Origin of the sequence: Pseudoduganella lurida, from assembly GCF_007830455.1 — a bacterium.
Lineage (GTDB): Bacteria > Pseudomonadota > Gammaproteobacteria > Burkholderiales > Burkholderiaceae_D > Rugamonas > Rugamonas lurida.
Genome location: NZ_VLLB01000010.1, coordinates 145622 through 163364, shown reverse-complemented (window position 1 = coordinate 163364; position 17743 = coordinate 145622). Strand labels below are relative to the sequence as shown.

Here is a 17743-nt window from a genome sequence, read left to right as displayed (position 1 = left end):
TACGGGTGAACGAAGGTGAACCCGAAAAGTTATCACAGCAATACGGCGCCCGACAGGCCGGACGCGCGAATAACAAACAAAGTAACTGTGTCAAACACGCAACGGACCCAACCGTACACATTGCAGCGGCAAATTGGAAACGTTACCATCCACAGACATCATCATCGTATCCAGCCGTCGCAACAGATGTATCGCGGCGGCACCGGCAACTCACTCCGATCGGCCAGGCAGTTTCGACCGGATTTTTGCCGACCGAAGTTGGAAACGTTTCCAAACTCCGGCAGGTGCCGGGTAGAGAAACCATAAAAAACCAGAAGAACTGGAGACAACCATGCATCATCCGAAGGCGCAGCAGCCGAAGCAGTGCAATCAACACCACGCAAGGCAGAAACTCATCACCCTGGCCGTGGCGGGCGCTTGCGCCGCCATCGCCCTCCCTGCATTCGCGCAGGAAGCCACCGGCGGTCCGCAGGAAGGCGGCGCCGACCTGTCCTCCTCGCAGCCCGTGCAGGCCGTCGTCGTCACGGGCCTGCGCGCCTCGATGCAGTCGTCGCTGAACATGAAGCGCAATTCCGACGGCATCGTCGACGGCATCGTGGCCGAGGACATCGGCAAGTTCCCCGACACGAACCTGGCCGAATCGCTGCAGCGCATTTCCGGTGTGTCGATCGACCGCTCGATCGGCGAAGGCTCGAAGGTCACCGTGCGCGGCATCGGCCCCGACTTCAACATGGTGCTGCTGAACGGCCGCCAGATGCCGACCTCGAACCTGGGCGACCTGAATGGCCGCGCGTTCGACTTCGCCAACGTGGCCTCGGAAGGCATCTCGCAGATCCAGGTGTACAAGACCAGCCGCGCCGAAACGCCCACCGGCGGCATCGGCGCCACGCTGAACGTGATGACGGCGCGCCCGCTCGACCGGCCCGGCTTCCAGGCCAGCATCGGCATCAAGGGCGTCTACGACGACTCGTCGACCAACCTGCCGGAGGACGTCAAGACGGGCAAGCGCGTGACGCCGGAAATCTCCGGCATCTACAGCACCACCTGGAACGACAATATGTTCGGCCTGGCCGTCACGGGCAGCTACCAGGAGCGCAACCTGGGCTACAACACGGCCTCCGTTTCCAGCGGCTGGAAGGGCCCGTTCCGCGGCAGCGAAGAGACCTGGGGCGCGATCCCCCTGCCAGGCAAGGACGGCTCGCAGAACATCACCAACCGCCCCGGCCCGAACGACGTGTACTCGGTACCGCAGAACCTGAACTACGCCTTCTCCGGCGTCGAGCGCAAGCGCACCAACGGCCAGGTGACGTTCCAGTTCGCGCCGCGCAAGGACATCACCACCACGCTGGACTACACCTACTCCGAGAACAAGATCCACACGCGCCGGCAGGACCTGTCGGCCTGGTTCAACTTCGGCCCGTCGGCCTCCAGCTGGACCAACGGCCCGGTGGCCGGCCCGCTCGTCTACACGGAATTCATCCCGGCCGGGAACAGCGACATCGCCATGGGCGGCGCCGACTTCGCCACCAAGAGCGCCAACAACTCGGTGGGCTTCAACGCGCTGTGGAAGGTCAACCCGGACCTGCGCTTCGAGTTCGATGCGCACCACTCCACCGCCGAATCGAAGGCGGACAGCCCGTGGGGCTCGGACAACGTGCTGGGCACCTCGTCCTTCAGCCGCGGCAATACCACGGCCGACTTCAGCCAGGACTTCCCCGTGCTGTCGATCAGCGGCGCCAACTTCACGGGCGTGGGCGGCCAGCAGGTCACCGGCTCGGCGTTCCGCAACGGCTACATGAAGGGCGAGATCGACCAGGTGCAGTTCAAGGGCCGCCTGAAGCTGATGGAAGCATCGCAGCTGAACTTCGGCGTGTCCGCCACCAAGGTGGACAACCGCTCCGCCTTCTCCACGATGCAGCGCGACTCGTGGGGCGGCGCCACCAGCCCGGCCGACTACCCGAGCAGCACCTGGCATCCCGAAACGGTGCGCGGCTACTTCGACAAGATCAGCGGCTCGGGCAACCCGAACCTGTTCAACAACTTCTACACGTTCAACTTCAACCAGGTGCGCGACCTGGCGATCAAGGCGTCCGGCCGGCCGGACCTGTATTCCGTCAAGCCGACCTGGGACACCGACCAGCGCACCGAGGAAAAATCGAAGGCGCTGTACCTGCAAGTGAACACGGACTGGGACCTGGCGCTGCCGGTGCACACGGCGCTCGGCGTGCGCTACGAGAAGACCGATGTCGTCTCCAGCGCGCTGGTGCAGACGCCCACCGTGATCGACTGGGGTTCGCAGAACGAGTTCTCGGTGCTGTTCGGCGCGCCGGCCTTCACCACGCTGGAAGGCAAGTACCACAACCTGCTGCCGAGCCTCGATGCGGACGTGGACCTGCGCCCCGACATGAAGCTGCGCTTCTCCTACGGCCAGACCATCGGCCGCCCGCGCTATGACCAGATCGCCGGTGGCAAGGTGCTGAACAACCTGGCGCGCCTGGACGGTGGCGGCGGCAGCCAGGGCAATCCGGCGCTGGAGCCGGTCAAGTCGAAGAACCTGGACCTGTCGTATGAGTGGTATTACGGGAAGCAGAACTTCTTCGCCGTGGGCCTGTTCAAGAAGAACCTGGAAAAGTACGCGGGCCAGTCGCGCTTCGATGACAAGTCTGCCGGACTGCACACGCCGGTGGGCGGCGCGCTGTGGAACGAGGCGCTGGCGAACGGCTGCGCGGGCGCGGACACCACCTGCATCCGCAACTACATCTTCCGCAACCACCCCACCGCCGCCGGCGTGACGCGCGGTCCGGACGACGGCTCCGGCAATGCCACCGGCTCCATCGTGGGCCAGCCGAACGATCCGGTCGCCACGTTCCGCATCACCACGTTCTCGAACCAGAAGAAGGCCGACATCAAGGGTGCCGAGATCAACGTGCAGCACATGTTCGGCGACAGCGGCTTCGGCATCGCGGCGAACTACACCTATGTCGATTCGGGCATCGGCTACGACAACGCCAGCATCGGCGAACAGTTCGCCGTCGTGGGCCTGTCCGATTCGGCCAATATCGTGGGCATCTACGAGGATGCCAGGTTCACGGTGCGGGCGGCCTGGAACTGGCGCGACGAATTCCTGTCCGATACCTTCGATGCGGCCGGCCCGAACCCGGTGTACACGGAAGCCTACGGCCAGTTCGACCTCTCGCTGGGCTACAACGTGACGCCGAAACTGTCGCTGCAGTTCGAAGGCATCAACCTGACCAACGAAACGACGCGCAAGCATGGCCGCACGTCCACCATGCTGGTCAACGCCACGCAGTCCGGTCCGCGCTACATGCTGGGGCTGCGCTACAAGTTCTAGGCGCCGGCATCACTGTTACCTCCGTTGCGGGATCGGTCTTTTCGGGGACCGATCCCGGTTTTTTTGGGTTACACTGGTTCAGCTGTTGAAAACGCTTTCATAATATTTTGCCGACGCCTTGGTCACCCTTGATCAGCCTTAATTACCCTTAACCCCGTGTTCTCCCTGCCGCGTACTCCATGAACAAGCCGATCGAACATGTGGTGATCGTCGGTGGCGGCTCCGCCGGCTGGCTGGCCGCCGGCATCATCGCCGCCGACCACCAGGCCCGCGCGCCGCACGGCCTGCGCGTGACCCTGATCGAATCGCCCGACGTGCCGCCGATCGGCGTGGGGGAGGGCACCTGGCCGTCGATGCGCGATACGCTGCACCGCATCGGCGTGAGCGAGTCGGACTTCTTCCGCGAATGCGATGCCGCGTTCAAGCAGGGTTCCCGCTTCAACGGCTGGCGCCATGGCGGTGCCGCCGACGAGGATTACTACTTCCATCCCTTCGTGCTGCCGCAGGGGTATGGCGACACGGATCTCGTCGCACCGTGGCTGCAGCGGCGCGGCGACGTGCCGTTCGCGGACCTGGTCAGCTTCCAGCCGCACCTGTGCGTGAACGGCCGCGCGCCGAAGCAGGCCGGCACGCCGGAATTCGCCGCCGTGGCCAACTACGGCTACCACCTCGATGCCGGCAAGTTCGGCGTCTTCCTGCGCAGGCACTGCCTGGAAAAGCTGGGCGTGCATTACGTGCCGGACCACGTCACGGCGGTGAATTCGCACGAGAACGGTGACATCGCTTCGCTGCAGACGAAGGAACACGGCGCGCTGGCCGGCGACCTGTTCATCGACTGCACCGGCATGCAGTCGCTGCTGCTGGGCGGTCACTACGGCGTGCCGCTGCTGCACCAGAAGCACGTGCTGTTCAACGACAGCGCGCTGGCCGTGCAGGTGCCGTACGAGCGCGAGGACAGCCCGATCGCCTCGCAGACCACGTCCACCGCGCAGCGCGCCGGCTGGATCTGGGACATCGGCCTGCCGACCCGGCGCGGCATCGGCCACGTGTATTCCAGCGCCCATACGGACGACGAACAGGCCGAACGCGACCTGCGTGCCTACGTGGCGGCCACGGGCGGCCCGGCCGACATGCCGGCACCGCGCAAGCTGACTTTCCAGCCGGGATACCGGCAGCAGTTCTGGCACCGCAACGTGGTGGCCATCGGCCTGTCCGCCGGCTTCATCGAGCCGCTGGAAGCCTCCGCGCTGGCGCTGGTGGAACTGTCCGCCGCGATGGTCAGCGACGACCTGCCGGCCACGCGCGCGGCGATGGACATCGTGTCGCGCCGCTTCAACGAGGCGTTCACGTATCGCTGGGAACGCGTCATCGAATTCCTCAAGCTGCACTACGTCCTGTCGGGCCGCGACGATTCGGCATACTGGCGCGATAACCGCAGCGATGCCGCCATGCCCGAACGGCTGCGCGAGCTGCTCACGCTGTGGCGGCACCGTCCGCCGTCACGCCTGGACTTCCACCGCATCGAGGAAGTCTTCCCGTCCGCCAGCTGGCAGTATGTGCTGTACGGGATGGGCTTCCGGCCCGACCGGGCGCACGGCACGCGGCGCATCGAACCGCAGGCGGCGGAACAGCAGTTCCATGCCGCGGCGGACCTTACGCGGCGCATGCTGCGCGCACTGCCGTCGAACCGGGAACTGCTCGCGCACATCCGGCTGCACGGGCTGCCGAAGCTGTAAATCGAATCCAAACCAGACCTATAAAAAACGAGACACCATGCCCAACCACGTACTACTCGACAACGTCCAGCACAAGGACCTGAAGGTCATCACGCGCCACGGCGCCGGCCTGGGCGACGACATCATGTTCGTCGCCACCTTCCCGGCCGAATTCCGCACGCTGCAGGCGCACTATCCGATCGTGTTCCGCAAGAGCGACGAGGGCACCACGTTCGAACCGGTCGCGCTGTTCGGCTTCCAGCAGGGCGAGAACCTGTTCCTGACGGAAGAGGGCTGGGACGCGCCCGAGATCCCGCTGCTGGTGGAACGCCAGCCGTTCCTGATCGGCCGGAATGGCGACGAACTGCTGGTGCACGTGGACCTCGACAACCCGCGCGTGTCCCGCACCGAAGGCGAGCCGGCCTTCCTGCCGCACGGCGGCATCAGCGACTACCTGCAGCGCATCAACTCGGTGCTGTTCACCATCCACCAGGGCCTGCAGGACAACACGGGCCTGGTCGCCGCGCTGCTGCAGCACGAGCTGCTCGAATCGTTCGTGTTCGACATCGAGCTCGATGACGGCTCGCAGAACCGCCTGGCCGGCTTCTACACGATCCACGAGGAGCGCCTGGCGGCGTTGGGCAGTGCCGCGCTGGAAGCGCTGCACCAGGCCGGCTACCTGCAGCCGATCTACATGGCGCTGGCGTCGCTGTCGCAGTTCCGCCGGCTGATCGACCGCAAGAACCGCCAGGCGAAGCACGCCGATGCTACCCATCGCTGAACTGCGCGGCCTCACGCCGCGCGACCTGAACGCGCGCATCCTCACGTCCACCCAGCCGCTGCTGCTGCGCGGGCTGGTGAACCACTGGCCCGTGGTGCGCGCCGCGCGCGAGTCGAAGGAAGCGGCCAGCGCCTACCTGCGCCGCTTCTACCGCGATACAACGGTCACTGCGCTGCTGGGCGGCCCGGACATCGGCGGGCGCTTCTTCTACAACGGCGACCTGTCCGGATTCAACTTCCGGCCCGTGCATGCGCGGCTCGACGCCGTGCTGGAGGAGCTGGCCGGCCACTACGCCAATCCCGTCCCGCCGGCCATCTACGTGGGCTCGACGACGATCGACACCTGCCTGCCCGGTTTCCGCGACGAGAACGACGTGGACCTGCAGGGCCGCGATGCGCTGGCCTCGATCTGGATCGGCAACCGCACGCGCATCGCCGCGCACTACGACCTGCCGGACAACCTGGCCTGCGTGGCGGCGGGCCGGCGCCGCTTCACGCTGTTCCCGCCCGAGCAGCTGAAGAACCTGTACGTGGGCCCGCTCGACCTGACGCCGGCCGGCCAGCCGATCAGCCTCGTCGACCTGCATGCGCCGGACTTCGAACGCTTCCCGAAATTTGCCGAGGCGCTGGAACACGCGCAGGTGGCCGAGATGGAAGCGGGCGACGCGCTGTTCATCCCCAGCATGTGGTGGCACCACGTGGAAGCGCTGGAACCGTTCAACGTGCTGGTCAATTACTGGTGGCGCCAGTCGCCCGACTACATGGACACGCCCACCACGGCGCTGATGCACGCGATCATGACGGTGCGCGACCTGCCGCCGGCGCAGCGTGCCGCGTGGCGCGAGCTGTTCCGCCATTACGTGTTCGAGACGGACGAGGATACGTCCGCTCATATCCCGCCGGCGGCGCGCCGTTCGCTGGCACCGATGGACGAAGACGGCACGCGCGCCATGCGTGCCCAGCTTCTGAAAAGAATGAACCGCTGAAGGAGACAACATGGAAAACAAGAACAAGCCAGTGCGCCGGGTAGTGATCGCCGGCGGCGGCACGGCCGGCTGGATGGTCGCGGCCGGCCTGTCCAAATCGCTGGGCCGCCTGCTCGACATCACCCTCGTCGAGTCCGACGAAATCGGCACCGTGGGCGTGGGCGAGGCCACCATTCCGTCGCTGCAGAATTTCCACCACCTGCTGGAGATCAACGAGCAGGAATTCATGGCCGAGACGATGGCCACCTTCAAGCTGGGCATCAGCTTCGAGAACTGGCGCGACGTGAACGAGGACTATATCCACTCGTTCGGCACCTCCGGCACGGACCACTGGACGGCCGGCTTCCAGCACTTCTGGCACAAGGGCCGCGAGCGCGGGCTGGCCACCGACTACGGCGACTACTGCCTGGAACTGAAGGCGAGCCTGCAGAACCGCTTCGCGCACCTGCCGAAGGGCGGCATGAACTACGCCTACCACATGGATGCGAGCCGCTATGCGAAATACCTGCGCAAGTTCAGCGAGCGGTTCGGTGCCAGGCGCGTCGAAGGCAAGATCGCCGAAGTGCGCATGGATCCGGACGGCGACATCCGCGCGCTGCGGCTGGACTCGGGCGCCGAGATCGAGGGCGACCTGTTCATCGACTGCACGGGCTTCCGCGCGCTGCTGATCGGCGGTGCGCTGGGCGTGGAGTACGAGGACTGGTCGCACTGGCTGTTCAACGACAGCGCGCTGGCGGTGCAGACCACCTCCGTGCGCGAGGCCGTGCCGTACACGCGGGCCATCGCACGCGACGCCGGCTGGCAGTGGCAGATCCCGCTGCAGCACCGCGTGGGCAATGGCCTGGTCTATTCGAGCCGCTACACGGACGATGAAACGTCGCAGCGCACGCTGCTGGCCGCCGTGGCCGGCGAGCCGCTGATGACGCCGCGCGTGATCCGCTTCCAGCCCGGCCAGCGCAAGGAAACGTGGAAGCGCAACTGCGTGGCCGTCGGCCTGGCCAGCGGCTTCCTGGAACCGATCGAATCGACCAGCATCCACCTGATCCAGCGCAGCATCGTGCGGCTGCTGCAGCTGTTCCCGCAGGACGGCATCAGCCAGGCCGACATCGACGAATTCAACACGCAGGCCAACACGGAGATCGCGCACATCCGCGACTTCATCATCCTGCACTACAAGGTGACCAACCGGCGCGACACGCCGTACTGGCGCGATGCGGCCGAGATGACCGTGCCGGCCTCGCTGCAGCACCGCATCGACCTGTTCCGCGCCACCGGCCGCGTGTTCCGCATCCCGAACGAACTGTTCGCGGAGAACTCGTGGATCCAGGTGATGCTGGGGCAGGGCATCCATCCCGCCTCGCACCACCAGTCGGCGGACCTGATGGGCGACGCGGAACTGGCCCACTTCCTCGACGGCATCCGCGGCTCGATCGAGCGCACGGTGGCGCAGCTGCCGTCGCACCAGCGCTACGTGGAGCAGTACTGCGCCGGCACGGGCTGGTGACGAGGGTGATGATGGTGATGGTGATGATGGTGATAATTGCCACGCTGTGACAAACGGTGAGTTTCTGACAGGATGAAATGCGCTATAACTGCGTTTTTTCCTGTGGAGCTCCCGTGCGATCCCTTGTTGCCGTTACTGCCTTGCTGGCCCTGTGTGCATCGTCCGTGCAGGCGGACGAATACCGGATGAAGGCGGAAGAAGCCCGTACCGGCACGCTGCTGAAGCGGGATGCGGGCTTCTCCAGCCTGCCGTTCGACAAGACCTGGGAACAGCTCTCCGAGAAGGACAAGGCGCGGGTGCGCAGCATGTATGTCTCGATGGGGCCGGACGACGAGCCGCCATTCCCTGCCAAAGGCTACAAGCGCCTGATGCGCAACCTGGGAGCGGCCCAGGAGAAGCTGCAGGCAGAGGGCATGCTGGACCTGGGCGTGATGGTGGGGCCGGACGGCCGCGCCACCGAGGTCAAGGTATACAGCTCGCCGGATGAGCAGTTCGTGCGTGTCGCTGCCAATGTGCTGATGCTGGAGCAGTACAAGCCGGCGCGCTGCCACGGCATCCCCTGCGCGCAGGAGTTCCCGTTCCGTTTCACGTTCCGGCTGGTGCACTGACCGCAATGCCGCCGGGTGCTTGACACGCGCCGCTCATCCTCCTATATTTAACCAATCGGTTAAATATGGCTTCACCGTCCCATGAGCCTCCACGACGAACACCTCAGCCTCACCTTCGCGGCACTTGCCGACCCCACGCGGCGCGCGATCCTTACTAGGCTGGCGCAGGGCGACGCGGCCGTCTCGGAACTGGCCGAGCCGTTCGACATGAGCCTGCCCGCCATCACGAAACACCTGAAAGTGCTGGAGCGCGCCGGCCTCGTGTCGCGCGGCCGGCAGGCGCAGTGGCGGCCCTGCCGCCTGGAGGCGCAGCCGCTGCGCGAGGCAAACGGCTGGATCGAGCAGTACCGCCAGCAGTGGGAAGGGCGCCTCGACCGTCTCGACGATTACCTCACCGATCTGCAAACCAAGGAGAAGAGCCATGCCAAACGCTGACGATGCAGCACTGGTCATCCGCCGCGTGTTCGACGCGCCGCGCGACCTGGTGTACGACACGATGACGGATCCCGCGCACCTGCGGCACTGGTGGGGCCCGAAGGAATGCACGGTGACGGTGGCGCAGGCCGAGGCGCGGCCCGGCGGCATCCTCCACTACTGCATGCGGCCCCGCGAAGGCGGCGCCGACATGGCCGTGTGGGGGCGCTTCGATTTCCGCGAGCTGGACCGCCCGGAACGCATCGTCTTCGTCAACGGCTTCGCGGACGAGGAGGGCAACCGCATCCGCTACCCGCTGCTGCCCATGTGGCCGCTGGAAGTGCTCAATACGATCACGCTGGAGGAGGGCGACGGCGGCACGGTGATGACACTGCACTCGGTGCCCATCGATGCCAGCGAGGCCGAGTTCGCCGTGTTCCTGGCGGGCCACGCGTCGATGGAAGCGGGCTTCGGCGGCATGTACGACGTGTACGAGGCGTACCTGCAGACGATGGCTTCCAGCGACACGACGGACCGCGAGATCGTCCTCACACGCACCTTGCAGGCGCCCCGCGAGCTGGTGTTCGACGCGTTCACGGACCCGGCGCAGGTCGGCAAATGGTGGGGCCCGCGCGGCTACAGCGTGGCGATCGACAGCATGGAGGCACGCCCTGGCGGCAGCTGGCGCTTCGAGATGACGGGGCCGGACGGCAAGCTCTGGCCGAACCTGATCGAATACAGCGAAGTGGTGCGTCCCGAGCGGCTCGTCTACCGGCACGGCAGCGGCGCGGACGGCGATCCCGGCTTCGCCGTGCGCGTGACGTTCGAGGATGCCGGCAACGGCGCCACGCTGCTGACGATGCATACCGTGTTCGCCAGCGCCGAGACCCTGGCCGCGGTGAAGAAATTCGGTGCCGAGGAACTGGGCAACCAGACGATCGACAAGCTGGCCGCGTTCCTGGCCGGGGCGGAAGCCCGGCCGTAACCGGTCGGCTCAGCGGTTGGTGAGCATCACGCCGGCCGCCACCAGCACGCCGCCGGCCACCATCGACGCCAGCACCGGCTCGCCCAGCAGCAGGGCGGCGAGGCCGATGCCGAACACGGGCACCAGGTTGTTGAACACGGCCGTGCGGGAAGCACCGATGGCCTTCACGCCTTCGTAGTACCAGACGAAGCCGAGCACGGTGCCGAACGCGCCCAGGTAGGCCAGCCCGGCCCATACCTGCCAGCCCAGCGCGTTCCATGCCACGCTGCCGACGTCGCGCGCCGCGCCGATCACGAGGAACAGCAGCCCCCAGGCCGCCGCATACGTGGTGGCCGCCACCGGCGTCAGGCCCTTCAGGGCGGCACGCCCGATCAGCGTGTAGGCCGCCCAGCTGCTGATCGCGCACAGCATCATCACTTCCCCCTTGCCGAGCGACTGGCCGATATCGTGCAGCGCCCCCACCGGCTCGCCACGCGTGATGACGATGGCGGCCCCAACGAAGGCCAGCGCGATACCGGCCCACTTCAGCGCCTGCAGGCGTTCGCGCAGCAGCGCCGCCGCGGCCAGCGCGGTCACGATGGGGTTGAGCGCGATGAACAGTGCGGCACGGCCGGCCGGCATTGTGCCCAGCGCGCCGAAGAAGCACAGGTTGTACAGGAAGATGCCGGTCAGTCCCAGCGCGGCGGTGGCGGCCACCTGCCGGCCCGTGAGGCGAGGCAGGCCGCCTTCCTTTTTCCAGGCCACCAGCAGCAGCAGGGATACCGCCACGGCGAACCGCAGTGCCGCCGCGATCATGGGTGGCAGTGCATGCGCGACGATGCGGCCGGCGATGAACGTGCCGCCCCAGAACACGGTCACGCACACCAGCTTCAGGTACACGAGTTTCAGGGATACGAATGTCGGGGATGCGGGATGGTTGGTCATTTTCTGCTTGCCGCCGGGATGGAGAAGGTCATACAGTATTGCTTATCCCAACTCATGGTCAAATGAGCGAAAGCTCATGGACCGGAAAGCCGTGACCGCATGACCTTTACCCAGCTGGACATTTTCGTGATGGTGGCCGACCTGCGCGGCTTCACGGCCGCGGCGCTGCGCCTCGGGATCAGCCAGTCCGCCGTGTCGCATGCGATCCGCTCGCTGGAGGGGGAGCTCGATGGCCAGCTGATCGAGCGCCAGCCGTCCGGCATCGAAGTCACCGAGCTGGGCCGCCGCCTGCTGCTGCGCGCCCGCGAGATCCTGGGGCTGGCTGAGGCGATGCGCCAGGATGCCGCCGTGGCGCGCGGCCTGAACCAGGGGCTGATCCGCATCGGCTCGTTCGGCCCCACGTCGTCGCTGAAGCTGCTGCCGGCGATCCTGCAGGCATACCGGTCCCGCTATCCCGGCATCGAGGTGCAGATCGACGAGGGGCCCGATGCGGCCGTGCTGCAGTGGGTGGCGGACCGGCGTGTCGACGTGGGGTTTGCGGTGCTGCCGGACGAGCGCTTCGACACCGTGCCGCTGGTGGAGGACCAGCTGGTGGCGCTGCTCAAGAGCGACCATCCGCTGGCGGCCAAGAAATCCGTCACGCTGGACGAGCTGGCAAGCGAGCCCTTCATCATGCCGGAGCAGGGCTGTTCGGCGCTGATCGAGCCCCTGTTCGCCAATGCCGGGCTGGGGCCGCAGGTGCGCTACCGCATGTCGCAGATGCTGACCGTGCTGGCCCTGGTGGACAACGGCGACGGCATCACCGTGCTGCCCGAGCTGTCGCTGCCCCACGCCATGGCGCAGACCCACCCGCACATCGTGGCGCGGCCGCTGCGGCCGATGGCGCGGCGCCGCGTGGGCCTGATCCTGCGCAGCCTGGCGCAGGCATCGCCGGCCGTGCAGGCGTTTGCCGGGATCGCGCGGGTGGCGGCGAAGAAGATAGCCTAGCAGGAAGGTGGACTAGCAGGAAGGTGGACTAGCAGGGCGGATCGGTCACGCGTTCCGGTCGGCGTCCTCGGCAGCCTGCGTCAGCCACGCGCGGCCCGCTTCCAGCACCAGCGCCAGCTCCGCGCGCACGGCGGCGAAGTAGGGCGGCAATTCCTGCGGCGTGCGTTCCTCGATGGCCATCTCGGCATCCACGGTGGCGCGGATCAGGCGTTTCGCGCCCAGCACGCCGAGCGCGCCGCGCATCGCATGGAAGATGCGCCCGGCCGCGGCGGGATCGCCGGCCAGCAGCGCCGCATCGGCATCGTCCACCGGCGCCATGCCGCCGGCCAGCGCGCCTTCCACCATCTTGCGCATCAGCGCGCGGCCCTTCGGGTCGCGGCCCATCACGCGCGCCAGGCTGTCCATGCCGAACACGGGTTCGTCCGCCGGTGCCGGCGATGGCACCGCGGCTTCCGGGACGCCGCGGCGCCGTGCCGGCAGGTGGCGCTCGATCACCGCCATCATCTCGTCCACGACGACCGGCTTGGCGATGAAGTCGGAGATGCCGGCCTGCACGCAGCGGTCCCGCTCCGAGGCCAGCACGCCGGCCGTCATGGCGATCACCGGCAAGGTCAGTTGCAGCTCGCGGCGGATCGCGGCGGTGGCCGAGAAGCCGTCCAGCACGGGCATCTGCATGTCCATCAGCACGATGTCGTAGCGTTCCGCATCCACGCGCAGCACATCGAGGGCCTGCTGGCCGTCGGCCGCCACGTCCAGCGTCGCGCCGGCATGCTCCAGGATGCCGCGTGCCACCACCTGGTTCAGCGCGTTGTCCTCCACCAGCAGGAAGTGCACGCCCTGCAGGCGGTGCAGGTGTTCCTGGGCCTGCTGCGCGCCTTCGTCGCCGCCGGCCTTCGTGGCCAGCGCCAGGTGCAGCGCGTCGAACAGCGTGGAGCTGGTGATGGGCTTGACCAGCACCGCATCGGCTTCCGCGCTCTTCGAGATGGTTTCCAGCTGCTCGCGCGCGAAGGCATTGATCATCACGACCACGGGCTGGTGGTGGCCATCCTCGGCGCGCCGCAGCGCGCTGGCCAGCGCCTGGCCATCCGGCGTCTTCATGTGCCAGTCCGCCAGCACCACCCCATACGGCATGCCGGCACGCAGCCGCTGGTCGAACAGGACCAGCGCCGCCTCGCCCGTGTCGGCCAGGTGCGCCTCCCAGCCCCAGGCGCGGATCAGCTGCGCGATCAGCGCGCGGCTGGTGCCGTTGTCGTCGGCCACCAGCACCGTCAGGGCACCGGCCGCCGGCTTGCGCAGCCCGGCCGGTTGGGGTACCAGACCGAAGGGCAGCTCGAACCAGAAGCGGCTGCCCTGGCCGGGCGTGCTGTCGACATGCACCGCGCCGCCCATCAGTTCGATCAGGCGGCGCGTGATGGCCAGCCCCAGGCCGGTGCCGCCGAAGCGGCGCGTGATGCTTTCGTCGCCCTGGGTAAAGGCCTGGAACAGGTGCGCCAGCTGCTCGCGGTTCATGCCCATGCCCGTGTCGCGCACCTGGAAGCACAGCGTGGCACTGTGGCCATCGTCCCGCACGCGGCTCACGTGCACCACCACTTCGCCCTGCTCGGTGAACTTGATGGCATTGCCGGCCAGGTTGACGAGGATCTGCTGCAGCCGCAGCGCATCGCCGCGCAGCAGGCGCGGCACGTCCGGCTCGACGACGATGGCCAGTTCCAGCTCCTTGTCGCCGGCGTTCATCGTCATCGTCGTCGCCAGGGTGCTCATCGACTCGTCCAGGTCGAACTCGATGGGCGAGAGTTCCATGCGCTGCGCCTCGATCTTCGAGAAGTCCAGCACGTCGTTCAGGATGCCCATCAGCGAATCGCCGGCCGTGCGGATCATCGCCAGGTACTTGCGCTGCTGGGCGGTGAGCGGCGTGTTCTGCATCAGGTGCGCCATGCCCAGCACGCCGTTCATGGGCGTGCGGATCTCGTGGCTCATGTTGGCCACGAAATCGCTTTTCGCCCGGTTGGCCGCTTCGGCGCGGTCGCGCTCCCGTTCCAGCTCGGTGGCGCGCGCCTCGAGTTCGTGCAGCAGTTCGCCGGTGCGCCGGTCGGACGTGGTGCGTTCGCGCATCAGGTCATTGAAGGCCGCCGTCAGGGCGCCGATCTCGTCGCGCGCCGTCACGGGCAGCGGCGTGAAGTGCTCGTGCGGTGCGCGGCGCAGCGCGCCGATCGCATCGTGCAGCCGCACCACGGGCGACATCAGCCGCAGCGTGATCCATGTGATGATGCAGGCCGCCAGCAAGGCTGCCAGCAGCCCCAGCAAGGCCAGCCGCAGCAGCAAATTCTCGCGCGCCTCGAAGGCTTCGGCGACGGGCAGCGAAGCCACCAGGGTCCACGGCACCGCCTGCAGGGGTTTCGCGCTGACGAGCGATACTTCGCCCTTGCCGTCCGTGCTGAGCGTGCTGCCGCTGGCGCCACCGGCCGCCGGCCGGTAGGGCTGCAGGATCATGGCGGCATCCGGATGCAGCACGTAGATCGGCGGGGCAGCTGGCGTGCCGCGCGTGACGATGTAGTACATGCCCGTGCGGCCCACCTTCGCCGTGCGCAGGTGGCCCAGCAGGTTGTCGCGGTACAGGCGCAGCACGCCCACCAGGATGCACTGCACGTCGCCGTCCTCGCCCAGCACGGGCGCGGCCATCTGCACCACCGGCTTGCCGCTGTTGCGGCCGACCACGGGGCTGGCGATGATGGGCGCCTTTTGCGCCATCACGGCCTTGAAGTAGTGCCGGTCCGCCACCGACACATTGGGCCGGCCCGGCAGCGCGGGCACGTCCGCGACGATCATGCCGTCCTTGCTGATGATGAGCAGGTCGTCGAACAGCCGCAGCACGGCGCGGTTGTCGTAATAGCCGCGCAGCGCGGGCGGGTCGTTGCAGATGTCGGCGGGCTGCCAGCGTGCCGACTCGCCCACGATATCGCGCAGCATCGTCAGCTTGTCGTCCAGCTCCAGCGCGGTACGGCTCACCAGCGCATCCTGCTGGGCATACAGCACGCGCGAGAAATCCTCCTGCATGCGCTCGGCCTGCAGCATGGTGACGAGCGCGATCATCACGATCGACGTGACGGTCGTTGCCAATGCCACTTTCGCCTTGATACCCAGTGGTGCCACGCTGCCTCCCGAACGGAGTTACCGGTTTTGCCGTTTACTATGCCTCCCCCGAGTATGACGCACTGTGCGGGAGAGCACGTTGCAAACGAGGATGCGCGGTGCAGTACACTAGCGGTCATTCCTACCGCGACCGTTTTCGACGATGCATGAGCTGCCACCCCTGACCCTGCCGGGCACCACCCTCGAGGCGCTGAAGGCGCGCTGTTCCACCTGCAGCATGCACCAGCTGTGCCTGCCGATGGGGCTGGACGTGGGCGACATGGACAAGCTGGACCGCATCATCGGCCGCCGCCGCAAGCTGGCCAAGGGCGAGAACCTGTTCCGCATCGGCGATCCGTTCACGACGCTGTACGCGATCCGCCTCGGCCACTTCAAGACCTACCAGATCGATGCCAACGGCACCGAGCAGGTGACGGGTTTCCAGATGGGCGGCGAACTGCTGGGCATGGACGCGATCAGCACGGACAAGCATTACTGCAGCGCGATGGCACTGGAAGACAGCGAGGTGTGCGAGATCCCGTTCGCCAGCCTGGAACAGCTGCTGGGCGACATGCCCACCCTGCTGCGGCACTTCCACCGCATGATGAGCCAGGAGATCACCCGCGAGCAGAGCGTGATGCTCCTGCTGGGGAACATGCAGGCCACGCAGCGCTTCGCCGCCTTCCTCGTCAACCTGGCGGCGCGCTACGAGGCCCGCGGTTATTCGGGCACGGCCTTCCAGCTGCGCATGTCGCGCGAGGACATCGGCAACTACCTGGGCCTGACGATCGAAAGCATCAGCCGCCTCCTCAACAAGTTCAAGAAGGCGGCCCTGCTGCGCGTGTCGAACCGCGAGATCGAGGTGCTCGACCTGCCGCGGCTCAAGGCCATCACGGCCGGCACGGAGACCTGCGCCTGAGCGTTATGCGCCTGCTTCAGATCGTGCGCGAATAGCGAAGCGGCTGCGGCTGCGCCGCTTGTGCAAGGCGCGCCTGCCGCAGGTGCCGGTCGAACACCATGCAGATATTGCGGATCAGCAGGCGGCCCTTCGGCGTGACGGCGATCCAGTCGTCCTCGATCGTCACCAGGCCATCGGTCACGAACCCTTCCAGCTCGCGTAGTTCCGGCGCGAAGTATTCGCCGAACGGTACCGCCATGCGCTGCGATACCGACACGAGCGACAGCTCGAAATTGCACATCAGCCGCTGGATCACCAGGCGGCGCAGCAGGTCGTCGTTGTCGAGACAATAGCCGCGCGCGATCGGCAGCTTGCCGGCATCGAGCCGGGCGTAGTACTCGTCCAGCGTTTTCTCGTTCTGGCTGTAGGTGCCGTTGACGGCGCTGATGGCCGACACGCCGCAGGCCACGAGGTCCATCTCCGCATGCGTGGAATAACCCTGGAAGTTGCGGTGCAGGCGCCCCTGGCGCTGCGCCACGGCCAGGTCATCGTCCGGTTTCGCGAAATGATCCATGCCGATGTAGATGTAGCCCGCATCGGTGAGGCGGCGGATGCACAGGGCCAGCATGTCCAGCTTCACCGCCAGCGCCGGCAGGTCCGCGTCGAGGATGCGCCGCTGCGGCTTGAACAGGTGCGGCATGTGCGCGTAGTTGTACAGCGCGATGCGGTCCGGGCTGGCCTCGATCACCTGCGCCAGCGTGCGCTCCATCGTGGCCAATGTCTGCTTCGGCAGGCCGTAGATCAGGTCGATGCTGACCGAGCTGAAGCCGGCCTCGCGCGCGGCCGCCATGATGGCCAGCGTTTCCCCGGGCGGCTGGATGCGGTTGACGGCCCGCTGCACGTCCGGATCGAAATCCTGCACGCCCAGGCTGACGCGGTTGAAGCCCTGCGCGCGCAGCGTGCGGATACGCGCCGCATCGACCGTGCGGGGATCGATCTCGATCGCGTATTCGCCTTCCGTGTCGGACGCGAAGTCGAAATGGCGGCGCAGGTGCGCCATCAGTTCATCCATCTGCCGGTCCGAAAAATAGGTGGGCGTGCCGCCGCCGAAGTGCAGCTGCTCGACGCGGTTCATGCCGGCGAACAGCTTGCCCTGCATCGCCGTTTCCTGCTTCAGGTAGCCGAGGTAAGTCGCGGCCTTGCTGCGGTCCTTGGTGATGATCTTGTTGCAGGCGCAGTAATAGCACAGGCGGTCGCAGAACGGCACGTGCAGGTACAGCGACAGCGGGCGGCGGTTGCCCCGCAGCGTGAGGCCGGCCAGCGCTTCCAGGAAGCTGCCGTAGCCGAAGCCCGGCGTGAAGCGGTCGGCCGTGGGGTAGGAGGTGTAGCGGGGGCCGGACATCGACAGCCTGTCGATGACCGCCGCATCGAATTGCACGGACGGGGTGTTCATGGTTGCCT

At 66.9% G+C, this 17743-nt stretch carries 13 protein-coding genes; 10 read left to right on the top strand and 3 right to left on the bottom strand.

The window, feature by feature from the left end:
- Positions 1-331: 331 nt before the first annotated feature.
- The 8 genes from IP91_RS22480 (at position 332) to IP91_RS22445 (ending at position 10344) form a co-directional block, all read left to right on the top strand.
- Complete coding sequence (locus IP91_RS22480) at positions 332-3352, top strand: TonB-dependent receptor (protein ID WP_145652170.1); 3021 nt, start codon at positions 332-334, stop codon at positions 3350-3352.
- Positions 3353-3531: 179 nt separating this feature from the next.
- Entirely contained in the window at positions 3532-5088 is a 1557-nt protein-coding gene (locus IP91_RS22475; protein ID WP_145652168.1) for a tryptophan halogenase family protein, read from the top strand.
- A gap of 37 nt (positions 5089-5125) precedes the next feature.
- Positions 5126-5848 (top strand): SapC family protein, encoded by a 723-nt coding sequence (locus IP91_RS22470; RefSeq protein WP_145652166.1) that lies wholly within the window; start codon positions 5126-5128, stop codon positions 5846-5848.
- Positions 5832-6833: a cupin-like domain-containing protein gene (locus IP91_RS22465; RefSeq protein WP_145652164.1), complete on the top strand. Its 1002-nt coding sequence runs from the start codon at positions 5832-5834 to the stop codon at positions 6831-6833. Before IP91_RS22470 ends, IP91_RS22465 begins: the two co-directional genes overlap by 17 nt.
- A gap of 10 nt (positions 6834-6843) precedes the next feature.
- A complete protein-coding gene (locus tag IP91_RS22460; RefSeq protein WP_145652162.1) occupies positions 6844-8337 on the top strand; it encodes a tryptophan halogenase family protein in 1494 nt (497 codons plus the stop codon).
- Positions 8338-8450: 113 nt separating this feature from the next.
- Complete coding sequence (locus IP91_RS22455; RefSeq protein WP_158643188.1) at positions 8451-8945, top strand: energy transducer TonB; 495 nt, start codon at positions 8451-8453, stop codon at positions 8943-8945.
- Between the two features lie 81 nt (positions 8946-9026).
- Positions 9027-9380, top strand: a complete 354-nt coding sequence (locus IP91_RS22450) for an ArsR/SmtB family transcription factor (RefSeq protein WP_145652158.1) — start codon at positions 9027-9029, stop codon at positions 9378-9380.
- Positions 9367-10344 carry an SRPBCC family protein gene (locus tag IP91_RS22445; protein WP_145652156.1) on the top strand — a complete coding sequence of 326 codons (978 nt, stop codon included), beginning with the start codon at positions 9367-9369 and terminating at the stop codon, positions 10342-10344. Before IP91_RS22450 ends, IP91_RS22445 begins: the two co-directional genes overlap by 14 nt.
- 9 nt (positions 10345-10353) lie before the next feature.
- Here the strand turns inward: IP91_RS22445 and IP91_RS22440 are convergent, their stop codons facing one another.
- Positions 10354-11268, bottom strand: a complete 915-nt coding sequence (locus tag IP91_RS22440) for a DMT family transporter (protein ID WP_145652154.1) — start codon at positions 11266-11268, stop codon at positions 10354-10356.
- 99 nt (positions 11269-11367) lie between these two features.
- On the opposite strand from IP91_RS22440, the gene IP91_RS22435 reads away from it, so the two are divergent.
- Positions 11368-12255 carry a LysR family transcriptional regulator gene (locus tag IP91_RS22435; RefSeq protein ID WP_145652152.1) on the top strand — a complete coding sequence of 296 codons (888 nt, stop codon included), beginning with the start codon at positions 11368-11370 and terminating at the stop codon, positions 12253-12255.
- Positions 12256-12300: 45 nt separating this feature from the next.
- Here IP91_RS22435 and IP91_RS22430 read toward each other — a convergent pair whose 3' ends face one another.
- Complete coding sequence (locus IP91_RS22430) at positions 12301-15405, bottom strand: HAMP domain-containing sensor histidine kinase (protein ID WP_145652150.1); 3105 nt, start codon at positions 15403-15405, stop codon at positions 12301-12303.
- A gap of 142 nt (positions 15406-15547) precedes the next feature.
- On the opposite strand from IP91_RS22430, the gene fnr reads away from it, so the two are divergent.
- Positions 15548-16303, top strand: a complete 756-nt coding sequence (fnr, locus tag IP91_RS22425) for a fumarate/nitrate reduction transcriptional regulator Fnr (protein WP_145652148.1) — start codon at positions 15548-15550, stop codon at positions 16301-16303.
- 16 nt (positions 16304-16319) lie between these two features.
- Here fnr and hemN read toward each other — a convergent pair whose 3' ends face one another.
- Complete coding sequence (hemN, locus tag IP91_RS22420; protein WP_145652146.1) at positions 16320-17735, bottom strand: oxygen-independent coproporphyrinogen III oxidase; 1416 nt, start codon at positions 17733-17735, stop codon at positions 16320-16322.
- Between the last annotated feature and the right edge of the window lie 8 nt (positions 17736-17743).